This window comes from Mucilaginibacter ginkgonis, assembly GCF_009754905.2.
GTDB classification, from domain to species: Bacteria; Bacteroidota; Bacteroidia; order Sphingobacteriales; family Sphingobacteriaceae; genus Mucilaginibacter; species Mucilaginibacter ginkgonis.
The window spans coordinates 2,048,649-2,074,701 of the sequence record NZ_CP066775.1; the positions used below are offsets into that span (position 1 = coordinate 2,048,649).

The 26,053-nt window shown below is 43.2% G+C and carries 26 protein-coding genes; 16 read left to right on the forward strand and 10 right to left on the reverse strand.

Features of this window, described 5'->3' with window-relative positions:
• Positions 1-146 precede the first annotated feature (146 nt).
• From GO620_RS09535 to GO620_RS09545, 3 genes are read left to right on the forward strand one after another with little or no spacing between them, the layout of a single operon-like run.
• Positions 147-698 carry an RNA polymerase sigma factor gene (locus tag GO620_RS09535; protein WP_157526088.1) on the forward strand — a complete coding sequence of 184 codons (552 nt, stop codon included), beginning with the start codon at positions 147-149 and terminating at the stop codon, positions 696-698.
• Positions 695-2,068, forward strand: a complete 1,374-nt coding sequence (locus GO620_RS09540; protein WP_157526090.1) for a hypothetical protein — start codon at positions 695-697, stop codon at positions 2,066-2,068. Before GO620_RS09535 ends, GO620_RS09540 begins: the two co-directional genes overlap by 4 nt.
• Positions 2,069-2,071: 3 nt before the next feature.
• Complete coding sequence (locus GO620_RS09545) at positions 2,072-2,818, forward strand: outer membrane beta-barrel protein (protein ID WP_157526092.1); 747 nt, start codon at positions 2,072-2,074, stop codon at positions 2,816-2,818.
• Here the strand turns inward: GO620_RS09545 and GO620_RS09550 are convergent, their stop codons facing one another.
• Complete coding sequence (locus GO620_RS09550) at positions 2,819-4,039, reverse strand: ABC transporter permease (RefSeq protein WP_157526094.1); 1,221 nt, start codon at positions 4,037-4,039, stop codon at positions 2,819-2,821. It lies immediately after the preceding gene.
• A gap of 84 nt (positions 4,040-4,123) precedes the next feature.
• Between GO620_RS09550 and GO620_RS09555 the strand changes: the two genes are divergently transcribed.
• From GO620_RS09555 to GO620_RS09565, 3 genes are all read left to right on the forward strand, one after another.
• Positions 4,124-5,395 (forward strand): exo-beta-N-acetylmuramidase NamZ family protein, encoded by a 1,272-nt coding sequence (locus tag GO620_RS09555; RefSeq protein ID WP_157526096.1) that lies wholly within the window; start codon positions 4,124-4,126, stop codon positions 5,393-5,395.
• A 55-nt stretch (positions 5,396-5,450) separates the two neighbouring features.
• The gene (fmt, locus tag GO620_RS09560; protein ID WP_198173592.1) at positions 5,451-6,368 is read left to right on the forward strand and encodes a methionyl-tRNA formyltransferase; all 918 of its coding nucleotides are present in this window, start codon (positions 5,451-5,453) and stop codon (positions 6,366-6,368) included.
• Between the two features lie 80 nt (positions 6,369-6,448).
• Positions 6,449-7,240 (forward strand): DUF3050 domain-containing protein, encoded by a 792-nt coding sequence (locus GO620_RS09565; protein WP_157526098.1) that lies wholly within the window; start codon positions 6,449-6,451, stop codon positions 7,238-7,240.
• On the opposite strand, the gene GO620_RS09570 is transcribed toward GO620_RS09565, so the two are convergent.
• On the reverse strand, positions 7,241-8,083 hold the full coding sequence (locus tag GO620_RS09570; protein WP_157526100.1) for an aminotransferase class IV: 843 nt from the start codon (positions 8,081-8,083) through the stop codon (positions 7,241-7,243).
• Between the two features lie 19 nt (positions 8,084-8,102).
• Positions 8,103-9,146 carry an RluA family pseudouridine synthase gene (locus tag GO620_RS09575; RefSeq protein WP_157526102.1) on the reverse strand — a complete coding sequence of 348 codons (1,044 nt, stop codon included), beginning with the start codon at positions 9,144-9,146 and terminating at the stop codon, positions 8,103-8,105.
• 112 nt (positions 9,147-9,258) lie between these two features.
• Between GO620_RS09575 and GO620_RS09580 the strand changes: the two genes are divergently transcribed.
• The 4 genes from GO620_RS09580 (at position 9,259) to GO620_RS09595 (ending at position 13,273) form a co-directional block, all read left to right on the forward strand.
• On the forward strand, positions 9,259-10,320 hold the full coding sequence (locus GO620_RS09580) for a DUF6588 family protein (RefSeq protein WP_157526104.1): 1,062 nt from the start codon (positions 9,259-9,261) through the stop codon (positions 10,318-10,320).
• Positions 10,320-11,201 carry a 1-aminocyclopropane-1-carboxylate deaminase/D-cysteine desulfhydrase gene (locus tag GO620_RS09585; protein WP_157526106.1) on the forward strand — a complete coding sequence of 294 codons (882 nt, stop codon included), beginning with the start codon at positions 10,320-10,322 and terminating at the stop codon, positions 11,199-11,201. Before GO620_RS09580 ends, GO620_RS09585 begins: the two co-directional genes overlap by 1 nt.
• Positions 11,202-11,344: 143 nt before the next feature.
• Complete coding sequence (gene lat, locus GO620_RS09590) at positions 11,345-12,676, forward strand: L-lysine 6-transaminase (protein WP_157526108.1); 1,332 nt, start codon at positions 11,345-11,347, stop codon at positions 12,674-12,676.
• A 156-nt stretch (positions 12,677-12,832) separates the two neighbouring features.
• The gene (locus GO620_RS09595; protein ID WP_157526110.1) at positions 12,833-13,273 is read left to right on the forward strand and encodes a hypothetical protein; all 441 of its coding nucleotides are present in this window, start codon (positions 12,833-12,835) and stop codon (positions 13,271-13,273) included.
• Here the strand turns inward: GO620_RS09595 and bshB1 are convergent.
• The 3 genes from bshB1 to GO620_RS09610 are packed head-to-tail and all read right to left on the reverse strand — an operon-like array spanning position 13,263 to position 15,103.
• Positions 13,263-13,985 (reverse strand): bacillithiol biosynthesis deacetylase BshB1, encoded by a 723-nt coding sequence (bshB1, locus tag GO620_RS09600; RefSeq protein WP_157526112.1) that lies wholly within the window; start codon positions 13,983-13,985, stop codon positions 13,263-13,265. The two genes, GO620_RS09595 and bshB1, sit on opposite strands and share 11 nt — an antisense overlap.
• Positions 13,982-14,488 carry a glutathione peroxidase gene (locus GO620_RS09605; protein ID WP_157526114.1) on the reverse strand — a complete coding sequence of 169 codons (507 nt, stop codon included), beginning with the start codon at positions 14,486-14,488 and terminating at the stop codon, positions 13,982-13,984. The genes bshB1 and GO620_RS09605 overlap by 4 nt, the downstream gene beginning before the upstream one ends.
• A gap of 3 nt (positions 14,489-14,491) precedes the next feature.
• A complete protein-coding gene (locus GO620_RS09610) occupies positions 14,492-15,103 on the reverse strand; it encodes a DUF4294 domain-containing protein (RefSeq protein WP_157526116.1) in 612 nt (203 codons plus the stop codon).
• A gap of 85 nt (positions 15,104-15,188) precedes the next feature.
• Here GO620_RS09610 and GO620_RS09615 point away from each other — a divergent pair, with 85 nt between their 5' ends.
• The 4 genes from GO620_RS09615 to GO620_RS09630 all read left to right on the forward strand — a co-directional run bounded on the left by GO620_RS09615 (position 15,189) and on the right by GO620_RS09630 (position 20,791).
• The gene (locus GO620_RS09615; RefSeq protein ID WP_157526118.1) at positions 15,189-17,414 is read left to right on the forward strand and encodes a RelA/SpoT family protein; all 2,226 of its coding nucleotides are present in this window, start codon (positions 15,189-15,191) and stop codon (positions 17,412-17,414) included.
• Between the two features lie 111 nt (positions 17,415-17,525).
• On the forward strand, positions 17,526-17,996 hold the full coding sequence (locus tag GO620_RS09620; RefSeq protein WP_157526120.1) for a Fur family transcriptional regulator: 471 nt from the start codon (positions 17,526-17,528) through the stop codon (positions 17,994-17,996).
• A 108-nt stretch (positions 17,997-18,104) separates the two neighbouring features.
• Positions 18,105-19,382, forward strand: a complete 1,278-nt coding sequence (locus GO620_RS09625) for an adenylosuccinate synthase (RefSeq protein ID WP_157526122.1) — start codon at positions 18,105-18,107, stop codon at positions 19,380-19,382.
• 140 nt (positions 19,383-19,522) lie between these two features.
• Positions 19,523-20,791: an anthranilate synthase component I family protein gene (locus GO620_RS09630; RefSeq protein ID WP_157526124.1), complete on the forward strand. Its 1,269-nt coding sequence runs from the start codon at positions 19,523-19,525 to the stop codon at positions 20,789-20,791.
• Here the strand turns inward: GO620_RS09630 and GO620_RS09635 are convergent.
• Genes GO620_RS09635 through nadC form a run of 4 tightly spaced genes read right to left on the reverse strand, consistent with a single transcriptional unit; the run spans position 20,763 to position 23,852 of the window.
• Positions 20,763-21,506, reverse strand: a complete 744-nt coding sequence (locus GO620_RS09635; protein ID WP_157526126.1) for a YqjF family protein — start codon at positions 21,504-21,506, stop codon at positions 20,763-20,765. The two genes, GO620_RS09630 and GO620_RS09635, sit on opposite strands and share 29 nt — an antisense overlap.
• On the reverse strand, positions 21,506-22,306 hold the full coding sequence (locus GO620_RS09640; RefSeq protein WP_157526127.1) for a M48 family metallopeptidase: 801 nt from the start codon (positions 22,304-22,306) through the stop codon (positions 21,506-21,508). Before GO620_RS09640 ends, GO620_RS09635 begins: the two co-directional genes overlap by 1 nt.
• Before the next feature lie 5 nt (positions 22,307-22,311).
• Positions 22,312-22,959, reverse strand: coding sequence for a glycerol-3-phosphate 1-O-acyltransferase PlsY (plsY, locus tag GO620_RS09645; RefSeq protein ID WP_157526128.1), 648 nt, complete (start codon positions 22,957-22,959; stop codon positions 22,312-22,314).
• 44 nt (positions 22,960-23,003) lie between these two features.
• Positions 23,004-23,852, reverse strand: coding sequence for a carboxylating nicotinate-nucleotide diphosphorylase (gene nadC / locus GO620_RS09650; RefSeq protein ID WP_200229818.1), 849 nt, complete (start codon positions 23,850-23,852; stop codon positions 23,004-23,006).
• Positions 23,853-23,985: 133 nt separating this feature from the next.
• On the opposite strand from nadC, the gene gpmI reads away from it, so the two are divergent.
• Complete coding sequence (gene gpmI / locus GO620_RS09655; protein WP_200229821.1) at positions 23,986-25,509, forward strand: 2,3-bisphosphoglycerate-independent phosphoglycerate mutase; 1,524 nt, start codon at positions 23,986-23,988, stop codon at positions 25,507-25,509.
• A complete protein-coding gene (locus tag GO620_RS09660; RefSeq protein WP_157526132.1) occupies positions 25,496-26,035 on the forward strand; it encodes a hypothetical protein in 540 nt (179 codons plus the stop codon). Before gpmI ends, GO620_RS09660 begins: the two co-directional genes overlap by 14 nt.
• Positions 26,036-26,053 lie beyond the last annotated feature (18 nt).

Here is a 26,053-nt window from a genome sequence, read left to right on the forward strand (position 1 = left end):
ATTTAGCCCTGCCCCTTTCAATGGGCGGGGTTTTTTATTGCTTTGCAACGCCCAATAAAATATTTTAAGTCTTTTGTATCATTTTTACCCTTTTGTCCGTAAGGCCTAAAAGAAACAACATCGGCACCAGATCCTGACCAATATTAATGCGTGACAACCGGGACATTGCTGATGAAGTACTGATCAGTCAATGTAAAAAGAACAGTCTTAAACATCAGGAGATACTGTATAAGCGGTTCTATGGCTACGCCATGGGCGTGAGTTTGCGCTATAGTTATAATCGGGACGATGCCATGGAAGCAGTGAACGACGCTTTTATAAAGATCTTTAAGTCAATCAACAACTACGACGTTAATAAAGCTTTTAAAGCGTGGCTGCGGACTATAGTTGTGAATACAGCTATAGACCGTCGCCGTAAGGACATGAAGCATCAGCTAAACTTGGAACTGGATGACGCCGTGACGGTTGCTGCGCCCCACAACATCATTGCCAATTTAAGTGCCGCCGACATTCTCGCCTTTATGGGCACGTTGCCGGTTTTGCACCGTACCATTTTTAATATGTATGAGATAGATGGATATGATCATGAAGAAATAGCATCAGCACTCAACATTCCGGCAAGTTCATCAAGAGTGTACTTGAGCAGGGCGAAAGAAAAACTTAGAACGATAATTAAAACAGAAGCAACCCGCGCATGAGCGAGCAGTTAGATAAAGAACTTAAAAACCGCGTTGTTGATGTCTTTGACAACTACAATGATGCCTTTGCTAATGAGGGTTGGGCTTTACTGCGCGAAAAATTCCCGGAGAAAGAAAGAGACAAGAGCGTTTTTTGGTGGTATAGTGCAGCAGCAGTTCTGCTTATGTTCATTGCATTGTTTTGGTTTACTAAGCCAACCTCCCAACCGGTAGCCCATCACCCATCAAAGCAGCTACACAAAATACAAACTTATACAAGCCTGTCTGGTGCTGATTCCATTAAACTTGCAGGCGCTGTAACCCAGCGGCATACCAGTCATCATGTTAGCACGGTTACTAAACCAACCGTAAATCACGTAGCGGACCGATATAAGGATTATCAAAATTTAACAGCGAGTAGCTTTAAAATTTCGCCATACAGAACGAAGCTGAGATCCAAATCAGAAGAGATCCCCCCCACCATCGAAAGGAACATTGCGACATCTTTAAAGGTAAATGATGCTCAGCCAGCAGATGCTTATAGCGGTGTTGCTGTTGCCCGCAAAGTAACTACAGATAGCCAGGCAACTAAAGTTGCCTTAGCCGCAACAGAAAAGCCTCTTAATAACATCAAACCCGCTGACCCGGTTTTGAAAATGATGGCTGATGATAAGTCGCGTCAGGCTAAGACGCCCGATATTAATTTGAAAAACCAAAAAGGGAGCCTGGTTTCTGTGAGCCCTTACGCTGCAACCTACTTTAATTATGCCAAAGGTAGTAATGCGCAAGTAAACGTTGGCGCAGGCGTTACTACTGATTTTAAACTCGGTAAAAACTTTAAATTTTCTACGGGAATAGCGATCGCTCAAAATACGTTAAGCTATGAAAATGGCTCCGTTCCCACACACCTAGCATCAGCTGCAGCAACTTATGCAATAAGTGCAGATCCGGCCGCTGCAAGTTTAAGCACAGCGAATACGTCATTCTTAGGTGTCAACGCATCGGTGAATAACTACAGGGCAAGTTTGCTTGGGCTGGATATACCGGTCAATTTAAAATATCAGATTAGCCCTACAAAAACTGACGCATTTATTTCAGCGGGTTTTAGCTCCGGTACGTTCATCAATGAAACGTACATTTCCACAGTACAGTTCAACAGCTTCTCCGGTTCTGCGCCGTCTACTCAGACCAACAGCACCGGTCATTTCAGCGCATTTAATTTCGCCCGTACGCTTAACTTTTCATTTGGTGTCGGTTATCCGGTGGGGAACAACAGGCTCATAATTGAGCCGTTCATAAAATATCCGCTTGGCGGGCAAGGCTCGCAAAACATTCAGTTTGGTGCAAGTGGTATTAACTTAAAATTTGGTATAGGTAACTTAAAAAAATAAAACATGATAAAACGTTTATTTTCTTTTTTGGGAATGTTAGCGATGGTTCACATTGCACAAGGGCAAAAACTCGAGCTTACTGCCGGAATTAGTGGCAACGTTTACAACTACGGTGGCACGGGCAGCAATACGCAGGTATATAGCGGCTCAAACCAAACATTCGGGAAAAAACTCACTGCAGGTTTGGGTGCTCAACTCAATTTGAAATTGGTTGATAAAGATGGATTCATGTTTAATATTACTTCTGCGTATGACGTGTTTAAAAGCAGCGCTTCTGTTTATGCTCCTCTATATTTCTACAGCAACATTAGTGCTTCAAGCGCTACAAGTTTTATTGCGCCTCTGTATGATTATAATGCCTCTATAGGCACGGGCACCACAACAATTAAAGAAATATCCGTTAGTCCGCTTTTAGGTTACAGGTTAAAACGAAAAAAAGTTAGTGTAGATTTTTTACTGGGTGCAGAAGCGGGGTTCATAGCTGAGATCAAAACAGAACAAAAAATTACAAATGATTTTTATTATCATCCGCCGGTGGTTTATTTAGGCAACGCCCAAGCATATATTAAGGACACCGACTGGCGCTTGAAAACCGGATTTAGCGTGAATTATCACCGTTTTGGTGCTACAGCAAGTTACGCGCATGGATTTATAAATTTAAGGCGCGATAAAGACGCTTTTGGCTACCCCATTCAAGGAACAATATATAGCCAATATTTGCAATTGGGGCTTAACTATAAGCTTTTTTAGTTATTTAAACCTGATAGCTTTGACCGGAGATATCCGGCTTACCAGGGTAGACGGCACAATAAGCACCAGCAGACAAACCGCCAGCGTACCGGCATTAAGAAGCAAAACGTCTGTAGCGCGGATAGCTACAGGTACAAAGTTCATGTAGTACGATGCCTGATCAAGCTTAAAGAAATGCGTTTGCGACTGAAACAGCCCGAGGCCGATGCCGAAGAGATTGCCAAGTAACAGCCCCACACCTACCAGGTAGGCAGCATTATATAAAAATATGCGCTGTATGGACCAGTTGCTTGCCCCGAAAGCTTTAAACATGCCTATCATGGCTGTTCGCTCAAGGATCATAATGAGCAATGCCGATATCATATTGATTACCGCTACTGCCACCATTAGCACCAACATGATCTGCGCGTTTACATCCAACAACTTTAACCACTCAAAAATGGTTGGGTAAGTTTCATTCACAGTGTATAACCTAAGTTTTGTTGGCAATACGTTGCCCAATTGGTAAGATGTGGATTGTATGGTCTCAAAATTCTTAAGCTGTACTTCGTACCCGCCAATTGCCGCCGGGTTCCAGTTGTTTAGCCGCCTTATGAGTGAAAGGCTGCCAATAACATAAGTCTTGTCTACCTCATCAACACCGGTGTTGAATATCCCTGCAATGGTGAATTTTCTTTTGCGCAACGGCTCCTGCACAAAATACATGATAAAGCTATCGCCTGTCTTAAGTTTGAGCCTGTCTGCCGTATGCTGCGATATAAGAATTTGTTTATCGGAGGCGACAGAATCTTTAAAATTAATGATCTTGCCGCTAACCATGGTGGTTTTAAAGAAGTCCCAGTTATAGGTGCTGTCGATGCCTTTAATGACTACACCCTCTATTTCATTGTTAGCGCGAATAATTCCCGGTTTTATAGCATAAGGCACAATGTGCTTGATATTATTGACTTTTAATGCCCGCTGCATAAAAGCGGGATCTTCGTCAACAGGAGAGTTCTCGAAAGAATTATTAAGGTCGAATTTTATGATCTGTATGTCTCCCGAAAAACCACGAACGCGGTTGGTGATCTCTTCTTTAAAACCCCGCACTATGGCCAGGGAAAGTATCATTACACCTAAGCCCAGCATAATGCCAATGATCGCAATCCGGACGATCAGTTTAGAGAAGGTACGCTTAGATTTAAATGAAATGCGGGCGGCAACAAACGACGAAAAACTCAAATCGGATATGTTTTAGTACTTTCGCAAATATGCGGTTTTGCTTATTATAACAAGCCCGCGTGCAATTGTTTTGAGATTTATACAATGAGAAAGATATATTGCTTTTTGCCCTTTCTTATCTGCCTGTGTATTTTGGCAGACGCGAAGCAAAAACGAAAACATAAAGTTAACCGGCATGCACAACACCATTCGGTAAGCCGGCACCATCGCGGCAGCCGTCTACATTTAGAACCGAAATTTAGTTCTAACATAATTCCGGGTGCAGATCAAACGGAACTTTATGTTGAGTACTTAAAGGGTAAGAATGTCGGGATGGTTATTAATCAAACGTCTGTTATCGGCAAAAGCCTTACGCCAAGCGGGGATAGTTTGCTAAAGTTGGGCATCCATGTTAAAAAGTTTTTCGGTCCCGAACACGGCTTTCGCGGTAATAACAGCGCAGGCGCTAAAGTGAATGATGCTGTTGATGAAAAGACCGGATTGTCGGTTATCTCGCTTTACGGCAAACATTTTAAGCCAACAGCTGATGACCTTAAAGGCATCGACATAATTATTTTCGATATACAGGACGTGGGCGCGCGTTTTTACACTTACATATCCACGTTGCATTATGTGATGGAGGCCTGTGCCGAAAACAACATTGAGCTGATGATCCTTGATCGCCCAAATCCAAACGGCAACATAGTTGATGGCCCGGTTTTAGATACCGCCTTCCGCTCGTTTGTTGGTATGCACCCTGTACCGGTCGCTCATGGAATGACTGTTGGCGAGTACGCGCAAATGATAAATGGCGAAGGTTGGCTTAAAAATAAAGCACAATGCAAACTTAAGATCATTAAGGTGGCAAACTACAACCACAAGCAATTGTACAATCTACCCATTAACCCGTCGCCAAATTTAAATACACCGCAAAGCATTTTACTTTATCCAAGCATTTGCTTTTTTGAAGGCACGGTCTTGAGCCTTGGCCGTGGTACCGAATACCCTTTTACTGTTGTTGGCCACCCCGGCTTTAAAGGCACTTACAAATTTACTTTTACGCCGCAAAGTATTCCTGGTATAAGCGATAACCCGCCACTGAAAGACCGCCTTTGCTACGGAATAGATTTGCGCGATTATGATATGGTGAAACTGGAGAAATCCGGCCATATCAATTTGAACTGGCTGATATTGCTTTATAAAAACTACCCTGACCAAACGCATTACTTCAACGCCTATTTTACTAAACTAGCTGGTACGGATGAATTGGAAAAACAGATCAGATCCGGGTTGACAGAGGCCCAGATCAGGCGCACATGGCAGCCCGGGCTGGACGCTTTTAAACAGATACGCGCTAAATATTTACTTTATGAGTAAGCGTGCAAATAAACTGTAAGACACTAATAACGAATACACATATCTTGCCGAAACTATGAGAATTGTATTTATGGGCACGCCCGAATTTGCTGTAGCATCTTTAGAAGCCTTAATAGATGCAGGCTGCAACATTGTTGGCGTGGTAACAGCGCCCGACAAGCCTGCAGGCAGGGGACAAAAGTTGGCCCAATCTGCGGTTAAAAAATTCGCGGTAGCAAATCATTTGAAAATACTTCAGCCCGAAAAACTGCGCGATCCTGAATTTTTGGATCAGCTTAAGGCATTGAAGGCCGATTTGCAGGTGGTGGTTGCCTTTAGGATGCTGCCGGAAGTAGTTTGGAACATGCCGCCCAAAGGCACGATCAACCTGCACGCGTCTCTGTTGCCACAATATCGTGGCGCCGCGCCAATTAATTGGGTACTTATCAACGGCGAACAAGAAACAGGCGTGACCACATTCTTTTTACAGAAAGACATTGATACAGGAAATATTCTCTTCACCGAGAAAGTAAGATTGAATGATAGTTTTGATGCAGGAACGTTGCACGATAAGTTGATGGACAAAGGGGCAGGCCTTTTGGTAAGAACTGTTAAAGCTGTTGAAAGCGGCAGATATGTAGAGTTGCCGCAAGCTACAGTCCACACAGCATCAGAACTGAAACATGCGCCAAAGATATTTAAGGAAGATTGCCAAATAGACTGGAACAAACCTACTAAACACATATTCAATCTCATCCGCGGATTAAGCCCCTACCCAGTGGCATATACGTTACTAAATAATAAAATTCTGAAAATTTACGCAGCCGACATAGACAGTTCACCGGGATTAGACAAATCAGGCAGCTATCAAACTGATAATAAAACTTACCTGAAATTTGCTGCTGCGGATGGCTATATTTCCCTTTCAGATGTACAACTGGAAGGTAAGAAGCGAATGAAGATCGACGAGTTTTTAAGGGGCGTAAAATTGTAATCCTCACAAGTTCGTCATCAACTCAATTACAACTATTTGAAGTAAACATTCGCTTTATCTTTGCTGCTCATAAAACGCACATGGCCACTGTACACCCGGGAATTCAAAAGCTAAAAGAAGCAATTGCTATACACCGTCAGAAACTTACAGAACACCCACTTTATGCACATATAAATTCGCTTAAGGATCTGCATGTTTTTATGGAACACCACATCTTCGCCGTGTGGGATTTCATGTCTCTATTAAAGGCGCTTCAGATTAACCTAACCTGCGTAAAGTTACCTTGGGTGCCTGTTGGTGATGCCAATACACGTTATTTGATTAATGAGATTGTGGCCGGTGAAGAGAGCGATGTTGACCAAAACGGCAACCGTTGCAGCCACTTTGAACTATACCTGCGGGCTATGGAGCAAGCCGGTGCAAACACTGCGCAGATCAACTCATTTCTTGATTTTCTAAAACACGCGGGCATTAACATGGCACTCGAAGAAGCCGGTGTTGCAGAAGGAGTAAAAAGCTTTGTGCAAAATACGTTCAAGGTCATTAATGACGAAAAACCACATGTCATAGCTGCCGTGTTTACTTTTGGCCGGGAGGATCTTATCCCCGGAATGTTTATCAGTCTGGTAAAAGAGCTCAACAAACAGTTCCCGGGTAAGGCGGATATTCTGGTGTATTATTTAGAGCGCCACATAGAAGTCGACGGCGACCACCACTCGCACCTGGCTTATGAGATGACGGCCGAACTTTGCGGTGATGACAATACTAAATGGGCAGAAGCAGAAACAGCAGTTATTAAAGCTTTGCAACAAAGGTTGGCTTTATGGAATAGCGTCGAGACAGCGATTTCAACAAAGGCTTTATTGACATAATCACTCTTTATATTTATTCAACTCGTCAGACAACATTTTGCTAAGGCGGTTAAAATATCGCTTTACGCCAAAGCCCATTACCCACTGAATACCGCGAGACGCGTTGGTGATGAACACCTCGTCAGCTTCATAAAGTATGTGCGGATTTATCTGCGCTTCCACCATAGGGATATTTAAACTTACCGCAATTTTGATTACAACATTGCGCATCACCCCGCTGATGCAACCCTCTGTTAAAGCCGGAGTGTAAAGTTTTTCCTGGTACCATACAAACAGATTAGCACTGATGGTTTCGCATAAGAAGCCATTTTGATTTAAGATAAATGCTTCGTCAAGCTTGTTTTCTGTTTTAAAAATGCCGGCCAAAACATAAAGCAAAGCGTTGCTGGTCTTGAAGTTCGACAACGCATTTATGGGCTTAGTCACTTCTGTATATACGTCCATGATCAGGCCGCGATTATTTAACTCATAGGTATCATCAATAATTGGCTCGATCTCCAGTATATAAGCGCTCCTATTACCAGATGGTGTGTATAATCCGCCGGCATCGCGGAAAACAGACAACCGTAATCTTCCGTTCTTTATCTTATTTGTAGCGGCTAATTTCTTCGCTTTCTCTCGGATAAACCAGTCGTCCATTTGCGAATAGCCGTCCAGCTTAAGGGCTTTCATTCCCGCTTTTAAACGGGCAGCATGCAGGTCGGCAAACTTTAATTCTCCTTTAATGATCCGCATACTCTCAAACAAACCATCTCCGTATCTGAAGGCGCGGTTTGCAGCAGTAAAAGTTTTGGTATCAGCAGGTAAAATATCTCCGTTCAGATCAATAAAAAGGGGCTTCATTGTATCGATAACAAAAAGATCAATCGTTTGCTTTTGTATTTACTGCAATATAATTACGCCACCTGGCTATCACTGTTTCAAAGTTCTGTGGCAGTGGCGCTTCAAAATTCATACGTTCTTTTTTTGATGGATGCAAAAAGCCAAGAGTTTGCGCGTGCAGCGCCTGGCCCGGCATTAATGCAAGGTTATTCTCCACAAATTGCTTGTATTTGCCAAACACGGTCCCTTTAATAATGCGGTCGCCGCCGTAGGTATTATCGGCAAATAACGGGTGCCCAATGTGTTTCATATGGGCGCGTATCTGGTGCGTACGCCCAGTTTCCAAGCGGCACTCTATTAGAGTTACATAACCTAACCGCTCAAGGACCTTATAATGGGTTACAGACCACTTTCCTTTTTCTGGATCATCATAAATAGACATTACGCGTCTGTCGTTTACGCTGCGGCCTATGTAACCTGTAACGGTACCGTCTGTTTCTATATCGCCCCAAACCAACGCCACGTATTTACGGGCAATGGTATGCTCATAAAACTGGCGCGCCAGCCAGGCCATTGAACGTTCATTTTTGCTGATCAGTAACAAGCCTGAGGTATCCTTGTCAATGCGGTGTACCAGTCCGGGGCGGCCATCATTGCCCGGCAGCACCGGTAATTGCTGAAAATGAAATACCAACCCGTTTACCAGGGTGCCGCTGTAATTATTATACCCGGGGTGTACCACCATACCGGCCGGCTTATTGATCACCAGCACATCATCATCCTCGTAAACAATATTAAGCGGTATATTTTCGGGATAAACTTCTGTATCGCGCGGCGGGTGCGGTAATACCACAGAGATTACATCATTTGGCTTAACCTTATAGCTGGATTTTATAGCTTTGTCATTCACCAGCACGTTACCCAACTCTACACCGTTTTGGATACGGCTGCGCGTAGCATTTTCAATACGGTGCATCAAAAATTTATCAACCCGCAATAATGACTGTCCTTTATCAACTATTATGCGAAAATGCTCATAAAGGTCCTGCTCTTCTTGCTCAATCAGTTCGGGTTGTTGCGACATTGCTGCAAAAATACCTTTTTTAGCCTTAATTGATTATTCTCGTAATTTGTGATAATTTCGCGTCACAAACCCCACATTCACTTAGACTTATCACCAAATTCAACTTATTGATATGAAAAAAAATTTATACGCTTTCTTATTTCTGATGTTTATCGCCGTTGGGGCACGTGCCCAGGACGGCTTTGACCAGCTGATCCGTTCCACCCCTGCAGACGCAACCAAACTGATCAATGCATACTCAAATCCCCTTTTTAAAGGACTAGGTTTCGGTCTTAACAGCGGCTGGACCAACACTGCAAAAACTAAAGGCTTCTTACATTTCGACGTCCGCATTACAGCGTCGTATATCACTCCACCGGTATCAGACAAGTCTTTTGACGTAACAAAAATTGGCTTGTCAAACCATGTTCAACCTGCAGGTAGCGCTACTATTGCCCAAACATTTAACGGTAGCAAAAACCTAAGCGGGCCAACCATGAATGTATTTGATGATAACGGCAATAAAGTGACCTCATTTGATATGCCATCCGGTCAGCTTAGTTTTACCGCGGCTCCTCAATTACAGGCGACGGTAGGGCTTGTGCAAAACACTGATGTTACCGTTCGGTATATTCCCGATGTAAAATTCAGTGATGATATCGGCACAATTGGTATGTTTGGCTTTGGTTTAAAACATAATATTGCACAGGATTTTAATTCGCTAAAACACCCTGTGCCATTTGATCTTTCTGTTGCTTTTGGGTACAGCAGGCTGAATTACTCTAAAGGACTTAACGTACAACCCGAAAGTGGCGCGCAGCCGCTTAACGCGCAGCAGTCTACAGACTTCCGCAATCAGAAGATAGACGGGCACATCAACAGCTTTTTAGTGCAAGCGATTTTGTCAAAGAAATTTCTGGTGTTTACGCCTTTTGTGGCTGTTGGCTACAACACTGCCAAAACCGAGGTTGGCTTACTGGGTAATTACCCTATAACGTCAAGCGCGGTACCTGTTACAGGACAGAAATTTTACACCTCTTACAATAACCCTGTAAACATAACCAATTCAAACGTAGATGGTGTGCGCGGCGATTTAGGTTTTCAGCTCGATCTGGCTTTCTTTCGGTTTTATGCGTCGTATAGCCTTTCACAATCCTACAACATGGCCAATGCAGGCATAGGTCTAAGTTTCTAATGATAGAATTTGACGAGATCTCTAGCCCGGTTGAGCAGATACATGACGATTTATTTGACGCAAAGGGTCTAAAGGTTTTCATCAAACGGGATGATATGATTCATACTTTTATCTCCGGCAACAAGTGGCGTAAATTAAAGTATGTGCTTTGCGATGCCCGACAAAACGGCCGGAACCACCTTGTTACATTCGGGGGCGCTTTCTCAAATCACGTCATCGCCACAGCTGCAGCCGCAGCCAAATTTGGATTCACGAGTACGGGCTTTGTTCGCGGCGAGGAGGTAACAAACGATACGCTTTTTTTATGCCGTTTGCATGGCATGCAATTGATCTTCACTGACAGGGAGAGCTACCGCGACAAACCGGCACTTTTCGAAAAGCATTTTGGAGGCGATAGTAAAGCTTACTTTATAGACGAAGGCGGCGCATCCGCGCTGGGGGCAAGAGGATGCGCTGAAATGGTTGCAGAATTTCCGAATGTTTATGACCATATCTTTTGCGCAGCAGGGACAGGCACTACGGCAGCAGGCATCCTTAACGGACTTAAAGATCTGCCTACCCAGATTCACGTGGTATCGGCCTTAAAGGGTGGTGAATTTTTAAAAGATGACATTGACGGATACCTCGAAGGTAAATACAGGTACGAACTTCATACCGATTATCATTTTGGCGGCTATGCAAAAACGACTCTAGAGTTAACAGACTTCATAAAGTCATTTATTGAGCGGACAGGTATTTTAATTGAACCAGTGTACACCGGCAAAATGATGTACGCATTTTATGACATGGTAAAGCGCGATACCTTTGCCCCCGAAAGCAGCATTCTTGCCATTCATACAGGCGGATTGATAGGTTTGCTCGGCATGCGCGATAAGTTTTGACATAGCTCAGTACCGACCGAAAATCATTTCGGTTCAAAAAACAGGTTTAGTTTATTTAAACATACTTTTCACAAACGAGTATAAATATGCCTAAAACGGTTTGTTTTGAGGCTTTTTTGTAGATTTGTTTAAAGCCCATCCCTATGATCAAGCCAAAAATTTCACCTGCCGATGTACAATCCGTGTTAAGCAAACATATCCTTGCCGACGGCTTTGATCTCACGTTTGACATGGAAAAAAGTCAAGGCGTTTATATCTATGATTCTAAATATAATCGCAAACTGCTCGATTTTTTTACCTGTTTTGCATCGGTGCCATTAGGTTACAATCATCCTAAAATGGCGCACGACGAGGCCTTTAAAAAAGACCTTTTATTAGCGGCACTAACCAATCCATCTAACTCTGACATTTACACAGAGCAGTACGCCAATTTTGTATCTGTGTTTGAAAAAGTTGGCATACCTGATTATTTGCCACATGCTTTTTTTATTTCCGGCGGCGCATTGGCGATAGAAAACGCTCTAAAGACCGCCATGGACTGGAAAGTACAAAAGAACTTTGCTAAAGGCTACCAAACAGAAAAAGGCCATAAGGTAATACATTTTGAACACGCGTTTCATGGCCGCACAGGGTATACCCTTAGCCTTACTAATACTAAAGCTGTAAAAACAAAGTGGTTCGCACAATTCGACTGGCCAAGGGTCAGTACGCCTTATATCAATTTCGAAACACTAGAATCAAATCCGCAAGAGCTTTATGACCGCGAGGCAAAATCTATAGCAGAGATTAAAAAGGCGTTTGCGGATAACCCCGACGACATTTGCGCAATTATCATTGAACCTATCCAGTCAGAAGGCGGCGACAATCATATTCGTCAGGAATTTTTAGAGCAACTGCGCATTTTGGCCGACGAGAACGAGGCCATGCTGATATATGACGAAGTGCAAACCGGTGTCGGCCTTACAGGTAAATTTTGGTGTCATGAACATTTCGGAGAAAAAGCGCGGCCGGACATTTTAGCCTTCGGCAAAAAAATGCAGGTGTGCGGTATCTTAGTAAGTAACCGGGTGGACGAGGTTGTAGATAACGTCTTTAAAATACCATCGCGCATCAATTCAACCTGGGGCGGCAACCTTGCAGATATGGTACGCTCTGGAAAAATATTAGAAATCATTGCCGACGACAATCTGTGTAGCAATGCTGCACAAGTAGGCAATTATTTGCAGCGACAGCTTAAACACATTTCAAAAGAGAATAATGCGATAACCAATGTTCGTGGCCGGGGGTTACTTACGGCTTTCGATTTCGCTAATGGGGCAGTTCGGGACAAATTTGTACGCATAGGCATGGACAAAAATGTGATGTTTCTTGCCTGCGGTGATAAGAGCATAAGATTTAGGCCGGCACTCATCATGGATCAAAACCACATAGACGAAGGCTTAGCTGTGATGCGTGATATACTGGCTTTGCTATAGTGTAATAATCTTGCTACTTTGTGTTTTTTGTACGCGTTGTATTTAATGTTATAAAATAACGTCATATACTTGCACGTTCATAAACTTATACCTCTATAGTTGATAGTTCAATTAGAACCAAGTATATAATTATAAGTAATATTTCTCCCTGGCCCTATGAGTAAAAACACAGACAAACTTAAGCAACAGTTAGTAGAGATAACTGATGTTGTGAATGCATTTAAATCTGAAGCAGTACAACTGCGCATCATTGAGAAATTATTAGACCTGATGGTTGATGAAGATCGTCCTGAAGGTTATGTCCCTGCCGAAAAAAGGCTGAGCAAGCCTGCAACAGGCAATGGCGGCTATGTACACGTGAAGAAAAAACCCGGCGCCACCAAAATCTTATACCAATTGCTGGCAAGCGACTTCTTTACCCAGGCGCGTACCATATCTGACATTGCCGAGTATTGCCATGACCATTACGAATCGAACTTTAAGACTTCAGAATTATCAGGCATCTTGTTAAAACTGGCAAAGGAAAACCGATTAGTGAGATTGCGCAGTCAGGATAACAACCGCTTTGAGTACGTGAAACCGGGCGCTAAGGCTTAAGGTCAAACAAACTGTTTACGCCTAATATATTAAGTGAGGTGAAACCTTCGGCGAATTTTACGCCGATGCTTTTCCCAAACTCGCGGGCACGTGCTTCAATTACGTGTATGAATTCCGGTGTGGAAATATAAGTCTGCGGCTCGTCTTCCCATTCAGGGTTGTGGAACTGCGAGCCGTAGGCATATATACTTTCAATTTTCTTTTCCCAAAACTCGGTAACATCGATTACGATATCCGGATGAATGTAGCGATCTTGTATAAAGTGCAATACTTGTTTTGGCCGCCATTCTGTTTGGCCTGCGCCATCAATTTCTGTAGTTATTTTTCGTAAGCCTGAAAGGAAGCAAGCCTCTTCAACAATTTTATTGGCACGGCCATGGTCGGGATGACGATCGTGATAAGCGTTCGTAATTACAATTTCGGGCCGATACTGTCTAATCGCAGAGATTATTGGCAGCTGATGCTCACGGCTATTCTCAAAAAATCCATCGGGCAAGCTAAGGTTAACACGTACAGTTAACCCTAAAATTTCTGCCGCTGCAGCAGCCTCCTTGTCGCGGATCTCTGCAGAACCCCGTGTGCCTAATTCGCCGCGGGTGAGGTCGATGACACCAACCTTATAACCCATCGCTGCATGCTTTAAAATGGTTCCGGCACAGCCTAATTCGGCGTCGTCCGGATGAGCGGCAAGTACAAGGATATCTAGTTTCATAAGGATACAGGTTGATTAAGCAGTTGTTCTATTTTCTTTTTAACCTTTGTCGTATTAGGCTTGGTGAATGGGTAAAAAAAGTCACGCACTTTACCGTCCTTATCTATCAGGTATTTGTGAAAATTCCATTTAGGTGCCGCCCCTACTTTGCCATTTTGTTTTTTGTCCGATAAAAATTTAAAAAGCGGATCGGCATACGGTCCGCGGACGCGCATCTTATTAAACATCGGAAAGTTGGCATCAAACTTCTCGCAGAAAGCATGTAAACCGTTTCCTTCTAAAGGTTCCTGGTTGCCAAAGTCATTAGAAGGAAACGCCAGTATCTCAAAATCCTTACCGGCCATTGCTTTTTTCAATTCAACAAGGTCGGCCATCTGTGGTGTAAACCCGCATTGCGAGGCGGTGTTTACTATCAGGAGTACTTTATCTCTAAATTTTTCTAAGCTGGCTTTCTCTCCGTTAAGCTGCTCTACATCAAAGTTGTAGATGGTGCCTTCGTGCATGTATTAGTATAAGTTAGATGTATAGCCGGCCTGAAAAAGGATAGCCTCAATATCATGTTCTTCGCGGGGGTCATACTCCTGTTTAAGGTTATGCCCGAAAACACGGGCTACAGATTGATACATAAAAGCATGAAATCCGCCTTTCATGTCTTTAGCAAGCGTATAAGAAGTATTGCCCGTTTCACGTGCAATTAGTTTAATCAAAACTTCACCCTGAGTTATGGTGAGGTTCTTTATTTCTCTGTTAAAAAGTTCTTTAATCTGATCTTCACAAGCTTTGCGTAATTCCTTCTGCTTGTCTTTATCACCCGTAAGCGCCAGATCGCGTTGTAATTGCTCATAACGTGATGCAGCAAATTTGGCGTAAGGCCAAACCTTTAACACGTTGTATCTCAAACGGTAGTAGGCTTGCCTGTCGGCTTCGCTGGCGAAAATTCGGGTATCAACTATTTTGATCTCCGGAGTTACAATCCACGGAATAAGTTCGCCGTTATAGTTAGTGAGGTACGTTTTAATTGTGTCATTTTTACCCGTAACAGGGCGCGCTGGCATATTCTGTGCTTTAGTTAGCGTAACAGCCGCGAGAAGGAACACAAAAAGCGCAAAAAGTTTCATATTTTTAACTATTACAAAATAACGCTAATTGTGTGTGATTTTTGTATCCATGGTGCAATATTTATAGCCCTACGAATTATTGTTTATGAAGGAACTGGTGATAGACTTAGAAGCGGAAAAGAAAGAGATTCTTAAACGGTACCGGGCTTTGCTGCGCGCGTGTAAGTCGTCATTGCAGAAAGGTGATAAACGCCTGATACGCATGGCTTTTGATATGGCTTTAGAAAGTCACAAAGATATGCGCCGCAAATCTGGCGAACCGTATATTTATCATCCAATTGCGGTAGCGCAGATAGCAGCAGAAGAGATAGGTTTAGGCACAACTTCCATCGTATGTGCTTTGCTCCATGATGTTGTTGAGGATACCGATGTTACGCTTGAAGATATCGAGCGCGAGTTTGGTAAAAAGGTTGCCAAGATCATTGACGGCCTCACCAAAATTTCAGGCGTATTTGATACTAACAGTTCTTTACAGGCAGAAAATTTCAGGAAGATGCTGCTCACCCTGGCGGACGATGTAAGGGTGATCCTTATAAAATTGGCAGACAGGCTGCACAACATGCGCACCATGGAGTTTATGCCGCGCGACAAGCAATTAAAGCTATCTTCAGAAACGGTATACCTATATGCACCTCTTGCCCATCGCCTGGGGCTTTATGCTATAAAATCTGAATTGGAAGACCTTTCTATGAAATATATGGAAAGCGAAACTTATCAATTCATTAAAAACAAACTGAACGAAAAAAAGGCCGAGCGTGAGCGTTTCATTAAGGACTTTATTGGCCCGATACAAAAAGTGCTTGAGCAGCAAGGCTTAAACGCCGAAGTGTTTGGAAGGCCAAAGTCCATTCACTCTATTTGGAATAAGATGAAAAAAAAATCTATTCCGTTTGAGGAAGTATACGACTTATTTGCCATCCGGATAGTCTTGGACAGTGCGCCTGAAAATGAGAAATCAGATTCCTGGAAGGCCTATTCAATTGTTACAGACTTGTATCGTCCAAACCCGGATAGGTTACGCGATTGGATATCATCACCCAAAATTAATGGTTACGAATCTTTACATACTACAGTAATGGGTCCGCGTGGTCAATGGGTGGAGATACAGATACGCACCAAGCGCATGAATGAAATTGCTGAAAAAGGCTTCGCCGCGCATTGGAAATATAAAGAGTCCACTACAGATAACGGCCTTGACCAGTGGATACAAAAAGTGCGTGATATGCTGCGCAACCCTGAAAGCAATGCGCTGGATTTTATAGACGACTTTAAAATGAACCTCTTCTCTGAAGAGATTTTCATCTTCACGCCGAAAGGCGCTTTGCTGCAGTTGCCGGTAGGCGCTACAGCGCTCGATTTTGCTTTCGAGATACATTCAGATGTCGGTGCAAGCTGTATTGGCGCTAAAGTGAACCACAAACTGGTACCGCTAAGTCACAAATTACAGAACGGCGACCAGGTGGAGGTGATCACCTCAAGTAAGCAAGTGCCGAAAGAAGACTGGCTGAATTTTGTGGTTACTGCAAAAGCAAAAGCCAAGATCAAATCGGCATTAAAAGAAGAGAAACGTAAAATAGCCGAGGACGGAAAAGAAATTTTAGAACGCAAGCTTAAAAGTTTAAAAATCACTTATAACTCAGATAACATCCATAAACTGAGTTACTTCTTTAAGCTGCCGTCGACACAAGATCTATTCTTTAATGTAGCTAAGGGTCTTATCGACATGAAAGACCTGAAGGATTATCAGCTTTCCGAAAAAAGTATTGAAAACAAGCCACAGGATAAGATCGATAATGACCAGGTTCAGGGTATACTTCGTAGTATAAAAACCAAAGACAGCGACATACTCCTCATTGGCGAGGATATGCAGAAGATAGATTACAAACTGGCCAATTGCTGTAATCCTATCCCCGGCGATGATGTTTTCGGATTTATTACTATTAACGACGGCATCAAAATTCATCGTACCAATTGCCCTAATGCCACTAAACTGATGTCTAATTATGGTTATCGTGTTGTAAAAGCCCGCTGGACCAATCAGCATGAATTAGCGTTCCTCACCGGCCTGCGTATTACCGGTATCGATGATGTGGGACTGATCAACAAGTTAACAACTGTAATATCGCAAGATTTTAAAGTAAATATGCGCTCTATCACTGTAGATAGCGATAACGGCATTTTTGAAGGCTCTATTATGGTTTACGTAAACGACCGTGAACACCTGGATAACCTGATAAGACATTTAAAAACTGTTAAAGGTATCACCTCTGTAACCCGCTTCGACTCAGCGCCGGTTGAAAAAGCTTCTTAAAGTTTGTCGGAACTAATGATGCTAATTGGTTTACATATTGGTAACTCTATAACTTACCAACACAGTAACTATAAAACCAATTTTATACCTTTGGAATGCTAAATAATTAATATGGCCCAGCAGGAAACCATAACGATGGTAAAAAAGATTTTCGAGGCCTACCTTGAAAATAAAAGTCTGAGAAAAACCCCCGAGCGCTTTGCCATCCTCGAAGAAATTTATTCGCGAAGCGATCACTTCGATGTAGAGTCGCTCTACATTCACATGAAAAATAAAAAGTACCGCGTTAGCCGGGCTACCGTTTATAATACTCTGGAACTTTTGGTATCGTGCGATCTGGTTACTAAACACCAGTTTGGTAAAAATATGGCGCAGTTTGAAAAATCTTATGGTTATAAACAGCATGACCATATCATTTGTCTTGATTGCGGTAAAGTTGTTGAGTTTTGCGACCCGCGCATACAGCAGATACAGTCTATGATGGGTGAGATCCTTCAGTTTGAAGTGAAGCACCATTCGTTAAATTTATATGCCGGCTGTGAGCGCCTAAAAGCCGGTTATTGCGACAGAAGGGTTTCGTAATTAATTCTGTTATATTTATTTCGGCTTTTATTTGCAGTTCTTAAATATTCCCAATAAAAATACTCACGGTTATGTTGACAAGATGGCATGACCAACACGTTTGATTAAATGGCAGTTGATGTTTTATTAGGCCTCCAGTGGGGCGACGAAGGTAAAGGCAAAATAGTTGATGTACTTGCGGCCGACTATGATCTGATAGCCCGTTTCCAGGGTGGACCAAACGCGGGCCACACGTTAGAGTTCGATGGCAAAAAATTTGTGCTGAACACCATACCATCAGGCATATTTTTCCCAAATACCATGAACCTTATTGGCAATGGTGTGGTGATCGACCCGATTACTTTAAAAAGGGAGCTTGATAAATTAAAAGAAGCCGGCCATGATTTACTAGCCAAGAAAAACTTGCTAATCGCAAAAAAAGCCCACCTAATATTGCCGACCCATCAATTGTTGGATGCAGCTTCGGAAAAGAAGATGGGCGAAGGCAAGATTGGCTCTACCCTAAAAGGCATAGGCCCAACTTATATGGACAAAACAGGCCGTAATGGGCTGCGCATCGGCGATATCACCTTACCGGATTTCAAGGAGCGATACCAAAAATTAGTTGCTAAACATACTTCAATGCTGCAGTCGCTTTACGGCGAAGTGGTTGACTTTAGTGAGCGTGAAACCGCGTTCTTTGAGGCGCTGGATTTTATCAGTCAATTCCCTTTGGTAGATTCAGAGCACCTGGTAAATAATTATATTAAAGAAGGTAAAAAAGTATTGGCCGAGGGTGCGCAAGGTGCATTATTGGATATAGATTTTGGTTCTTATCCGTTTGTCACGTCATCAAACACAACAACTGCCGGCGCTTGCACCGGGTTAGGCATTGCCCCATCAAAAATTGGCGATGTGATAGGCATTTTTAAAGCTTATTGTACCCGGGTCGGCGGCGGCCCTTTTCCTACCGAGTTAGACAATGAGACCGGCGAAGAACTGCGCAAAATCGGCCATGAGTTTGGCGCCACTACCGGTCGCCCGCGCCGTACAGGCTGGATTGATTTGCCGGCACTAAAATATGCCATCATGTTAAACGGCGTAACTCAACTGGTTATGACCAAAGCAGATGTGCTAAGCGGCTTTGAAAGCATTTATGCCTGCACGCACTATGAATATCGTGGAGAGACCATAGATTACATGCCGTATGATATTATTACAATAAAACCAGAACCCGTCTATAAAGAAATTGATGGCTGGAATGAAGACCTGACGGGAATAAAAGAATTGGAAGAGATACCTGCTAAACTAAAAGCTTATATCGATTTTCTGGAAAGCGAACTTGGTGTTCCCGTGAAATATTTGTCTGTAGGCCCGGACAGGATGCAGACTTTGGTTTTGAATTAAGATTTCTGAAGCGACACGAAAAGCTGTCATAAGAGCCTGTCGAAGTATGGTGTGATAGCCCTCGCTCATGCTTCGAGACCCGCAGCATAACACCGCGCTGCCTGATCGCTTCATTCACGCAATGACAAAGTTTAAAGCCTTTGATATTTACATCAAACGATATCACCCTGTTTAAAAAGAAAGCCTTGCAATGGGCATCTTCTTTTGAGGTGTGCTGTTACCTGGATTCTAACTCATTTGCTGATAAGTATTCAAAATTTGATGCGCTGATAGCGGCTGGTGTAAAACGCGAATTAACGGCTAAAGTGGGTAACGCGTTCGATCAATTGCAACAATTTCATAAAACAAATGCGCAGGAGTGGCGCGCAGGGTTTTTAACTTATGATCTTAAGAACGAGCTAGAGAATCTTCAATCAGACAATTTAGACGGCCTTGATTTTCCCGAAGCTTATTTTTTTGTTCCTCAACATTTGATCAGGATTCACGGTAGTGAAATTGAAATATTGAGCGACAAAACCGAAGAGATATTTGATACGATCAACAATTATCAATTACAAGCTGAGGAGCCGACAACGCCGGTTGATATAAAATCGCGTTTAACCAAACCAGATTATCTCCAAAAGGTCAACCTTGTTAAGGAACACATTTCCCGCGGCGATATTTATGTCACTAACTTCTGCCAGGAGTTTTACGCTGATAATGTTGTTATTGATCCGATAAAGGTTTTTGATGACCTCAATCAGTTATCACCAAATCCGTTCGCTTGCTTTTTCAAATATTATGATCATTATGCGATCTGTGCTTCGCCGGAGAGATTCTTAGCCAAGCGTGATAATAAATTGATCTCTCAACCCATAAAGGGCACCGCTCCCCGTGGCTTAGACGCGACTGATGACGCTGTAATGAAGCAACAACTGACTAACAACACTAAAGAACAGCAGGAAAATGTGATGGTTGTAGACATGGTGAGGAATGACCTAACGCCCTGCGCAAAACGGGGAACTGTGCAAGTGGAAGAACTTTTTGGCTTATATACTTTCGAACACTTGCATCAGATGATATCAACGGTAACTTGCGATATAGACGAAAATGTTTCGGCTATAGAAGCCATCAAAGCGGCCTACCCTATGGGCAGCATGACCGGTGCGCCAAAGGTGAACGCGATGCAATTAATGGAAAGTTTCGAGGTAAGCAAACGGGGTATTTACTCAGGATCCATTGGTTATTTTAGCCCCGATGGAGACTTTGATTTCAATGTAGTTATCCGCACGCTGTTATATAATGCATCAAAAAAATACTTGTCATTCCATACAGGGAGCGCGATAACCCACAGCGCGGATGCCGAGGCAGAGTATCAGGAGTGCTTGTTAAAAATCGGTGCTATACGCCGCGTACTGCGGGCCCGGTAATTTTACCTGCAACCCTCACCACCACTTCAGAGCCTTTTGCAAAAAATACAGAAAATGGCTGCTTGCTTAAATATGGTACGAAATCTTCCCCGTAAGTCGCGCTTACATCCATCGTTAGTTTATAGTCAACCACTTTTGCCACCTGCCATGATGGATGCTCGACAGCATACTCCAGCGTTTGCAAATCATTAAGTTTATTATAGCCCCAGTAATGTTCAAAAATAAATTGCTCAGGCCCGTTAGGCAGCATTTCTGTATAATCACAGTCAACGGTCACGGCTATCTCCGCCCATTCTCCTTTAAACTTCCATCCGTAAACATACTTTGTTAATCTGTCACTTTCAACTTTGATGGAATGCCGCATTGGCATTGCTATGTAATGCTCATTGTAAATGGTGTTAGCGATGACAGGGATGATTCTTTTCGGCACTATTTCACTAATAAAAACTGCGCCTCGTTTCCACTCTTTGCCATCAAAGTGTCTCACATAAAAACGAAGGTTAACCTCTTCGAAATTTACGTGAAACGGCCATTTTATACCCCAAACCTTAGTATCGGCAAAAAGGAAACCTACAACACTTACAAGGGCTTTGCCTTCCCACAGATCAAGCTCGGTAAAAGGCGGTAAATGTTTTTGAAGAACCTTAGGGTCTACCTCATAATTCATCATAATGAGATTGTCCCAACGTGCTGTCAAGAAGCGTTTCTGCCGCATTAAGGATGATAGTATTTCATCGCCTCCGGCAATTCGTTTTGAATTGCCGCAATACGCGTAGCATCAGCCGGGTGCGTGCTCAAAAACTCAGGTGTTCCGTTGCCGGGATTTGCGGCAGCCATCCTTTGCCAGAAACCTACGGCTATGTGCGGGTCATAGCCGGCAAGCGCCATAAAGGTTAGACCTAACCTATCGGCTTCGCTTTCCTGGTTGCGGGAGTATTTTAGCAAAACCAATTGCCCCCCAACGCCATATAGCGAGTTAACGATGCCTACAGTACGGTTATTAGAAACGTTGGCAGCAGTACCGATAGCCGCGCCTATACCTTGCGCAACATATTGTTGGGAGATACGTTCGGCTGAGTGGTGTGCAATTGCATGGCCGATTTCGTGGCCCAATACAGTTGCCAAACCGGCATCGTCGCGGCTATAAGGCAAAATGCCGCTATAAACTGCAACCTTACCACCTGGCATGCACCAAGCATTTATTTCGCCGCTTTGTATAAGGTTAAACTGCCAGTCAAAATTATACTGATTGGCGTAACCGTTCTGCTGAAGATAATTCTGGACCGCGCGTGCCAGTCTTGACCCTACACGTTGCACCCGCTGTGCGTCGGCTGTGTTGGCTATAACCTTGGTTTTAGGATCTGAAAGCAACGTGCGATAACTGGTAGCCGCCGATTGATTGATCTCTGCATCGCTGACCACATTTAACTGACTGCGGCCTGTGAGCGGAACGGTTGAGCAAGAGCTTAGCGCAACGGCTAAAATTGCCAAGCTAAGAAGTGTAGGTATCTTCATAAAAATCAGGCCGCCTTTTTTTTAAAGAGGTTGACTTTTGATTCTTTGCCTTTAAGTAATCGCTCTATGTTTTTTTGATGTGTAACCAAAATGAGTACGCACATACACATGCCATATATCACTACCGATTTTATGTAAACCGGGAAAATGAATGCAACAGCAATAGGATACACAAAACCCGCCACAATAGAACTTAATGATACATAGCGGGTTATAAGCAAAATAACAATGAACACTATTACGCAAAGTAAAGCGGCATGCAGGTTAATAGCTAAAACCATTCCAAACAAAGTGGCAATACCTTTACCGCCTCTAAACCCTGCAAAAATCGGGAATAAGTGGCCCATAACTGCAGTTATGCCCAATGCCAGCATATAGTTGATAAATACAACCGATTGTACATTGCCTGTAGTAGAAACGCCTATAAAATAGGCCAGGTTGGTAGCAACATACCCTTTGAGGATATCTATGAGCATTACCGGTATTCCAGCTTTTTTCCCTAATACCCTAAAGGTGTTAGTTGCTCCTGCGTTACCGCTGCCGTACTCACGAATGTCTATCTTGTAAAACGCTTTACCTATCCATACGGCTGTTGGTATAGAGCCGAGAAAGTAGGCAAGAATAAGCGCTGAAATAGAGTAGATAGATATCATTCCAGCACAATATTAATAAATAGAAACGTTAGTAACTACACTCATTATGCTTTAACGGCCTTTAAACTCATGTCCAAACTTTTAACAGAATGGGTTAAGGCGCCTACGGAGATATAATCTACGCCGCAGTTGGCGTAATCGCGGATGTTATCAATAGTGATACCACCTGAGGCTTCTGTAATAAAACGGCCTTTATTCATGGCAACGGCTTGTTGCAAAACATCGGGCTTAAAATTGTCTAGCAAAATGCGATTAACGCCACCCGTTTGGAAAACCTCTTCCAACTCATCAAGGTTACGCACCTCTATCTCTATCTGCAAATTTTTGCCCGTTTCTGCCAAATAATCCTTTGCATTGTTTATGGCGTTGGCAATGCCGCCAGAATAGTCTACGTGGTTATCTTTGATAAGTATCATGTCGTATAGCCCGAAACGATGGTTCACCCCTCCTCCTATTTTGACAGCCCATTTTTCAAGGTAACGCATACCGGGAGTTGTCTTACGCGTGTCCAGCAGCTTCGTTCCTGTGCCTTCTAACAATTGGGTTATTTCGTGGGTTTTGGTAGCGATACCGCTCATGCGCTGCATACAGTTAAGTACCAAACGTTCTGCCTTTAATATGCTGTGAACACTGCCCTCAATGGTGAAGGCTATGTCACCAGGGTTTATTTCCACGCCATCGTTTAAAAATATTTCGAGTTGCAAACTTTCGTCGACTATACGGCAGATCTCTTGCGCCAACTCAACACCTGCTAAAATGCCTTCGTCTTTGATCAGTAATTTAGCCTTACCTCGAGTGCCTTTCGGAATGGTTGAAAGTGAAGTGTGATCGCCATCACCAACATCTTCTGTCAGGGCGTTTTTAATAAAATCGTCTATAATTGTTTTATCCACGGTAGTAGGTTATACGCCAAAAGTAAAAACATTGTTTGAATTTGGTCCATGGTCGTCAGTTGTTGATTTTTATTCATTTGGCATTCGCTCATTTTATCATTCACTCATTCTATCATTAGATTATATTTGCCCTGTGGAACAACGAAAAAAAGTAGCCTTATTGATACTCGACGGCTGGGGATACGGCCGCGAAGACAAGTCTAATGCGATATTTAACGCCAAAACGCCATTTTTTGACCACTTACTTGCAACTTACCCGCACTCTAAGTTAGAAGCATCGGGTATGGCGGTAGGTTTGCCGGATGGTCAGATGGGCAACTCTGAAGTTGGCCACATGAACCTTGGCGCGGGTCGAGTAGTGTACCAGGAACTTGGCCGTATCCATAAAGCGGTCGACGATCTTGAACTACCAAAAAACAAGATAATTGCAGACGCTTTTACCTACGCTAAGCAAAATAATAAGGATGTACACTTTATAGGCTTGGTATCCGATGGTGGGGTGCACGCCCATACAAAACACTTACGCGGTTTGTGTGATGCTGCAGGTGAATTTGGACTTCAGAAAGTGTATATACACGCTTTTTTAGATGGCCGTGACACTGATCCAAATTCAGGTGTCGGATATATCAGTGATTTAGAGAACTACATTGCCAACAAGCCTGTGCAGATCGCATCTGCTATTGGGCGATATTATGCGATGGACCGCGATAATCGCTGGGAACGTGTAAAGTTGGCTTACGACCTTATGGTTAATGCTGAAGGTAAAAACACCGCAGATGTAGTTGGCGCTATCAAAGAATCGTACGCCGAAGGCGTTACAGATGAGTTTGTGAAACCAATTGTTAAAGTTGATGCAAACGGCAAGCCTATCGCCGTAATCAAAGACGGCGATGTGGTAATTTGCTTTAACTTCCGTACAGATCGTGGTCGCGAGATCACTGTCGCGTTAACACAAAAAGCTTTTCATGAGCAAAACATGGTGCCGTTAAAGTTGCGCTATGTAACCATGACCACTTACGACGAAACTTTTAAAGATGTCGACGTTGTATTTACAAAAGATGATCTGGTTAAAACCTTAGGCGAAGTTCTGCAGGATGCTGGTAAGAACCAGATCCGCATCGCCGAGACCGAGAAATATCCGCATGTGACTTTCTTCTTTTCCGGGGGGCGTGAGAAAGAATTCGCTAATGAAAAACGTTTGTTAGTGCCATCACCAAAAGTGGCAACTTACGACCTGCAGCCCGAAATGAGCGCCGTAGCTATCCGCGATGCAATATTGCCAGAGCTTGAGGCTGAATGGCCTGATTTTGTCTGCCTTAATTTTGCTAATACAGATATGGTTGGTCATACCGGCGTATTTAGTGCTGTAGTAACCGCAGCCGAAACGGTAGACGCGACAACGAAAGCAGTGGTAGAAATCGGATTGCAGCATGGCTACTCGTTTATCATCATTGCCGATCACGGCAACGCCGATTACATGATTAACGATGACGGCTCGCCTAACACTGCGCATACAACCAACCTGGTGCCATGCATTGTAATAGATAATGATGTAAAAGAAGTTAAAGACGGTAAACTGGGCGACATTGCACCAACTGTTTTGACTATACTTGGCGTAGCTATTCCGCCCGAAATGACCGGTAATGTATTGGTGTAAAAAGGCATTGATTGTAACGTTGGGTTTGCTTTGCATTTATGGCTGCAAACCCGATGTTAAGGAGTTTAAAGGTCAATATAAGTATTTCGACCTTAAAGGCTTTATGCGCACAGATTCTGCCCGACTGGTGGCTTCAAATCCTTTAGTAGATAAATCTGTAAGCCATAACGGTGCTGTAGAAACACGTCAGCTTAAAATTGCTAACTGGGGTAACGAGCTAAGTATGTTTACCAATTCTGACATAAACCGCCCGGCCTGGCGCAACAGTTATCAAACTAAAACACTAGGCGATTCTACTATTTACCTCTCCAATGAGCCGGATCTCAAAACCAAAAGACTAATCATCGTTAAACATGGTGATAAAGTTGCGTCTATTCACATCGTAAATCATACAGAAAATCTGCTTTTCGAAGCCAACGAAGATCTAACTTATGTTCCCGATTCGCTATATATCATCAGCAAGAAACAACAAGTGCTGATATTGGGTAGCAATAACTATCTGGTTAAGGGAAGGATAATTAAGTGACTTCGGCTCGCTGTTTAG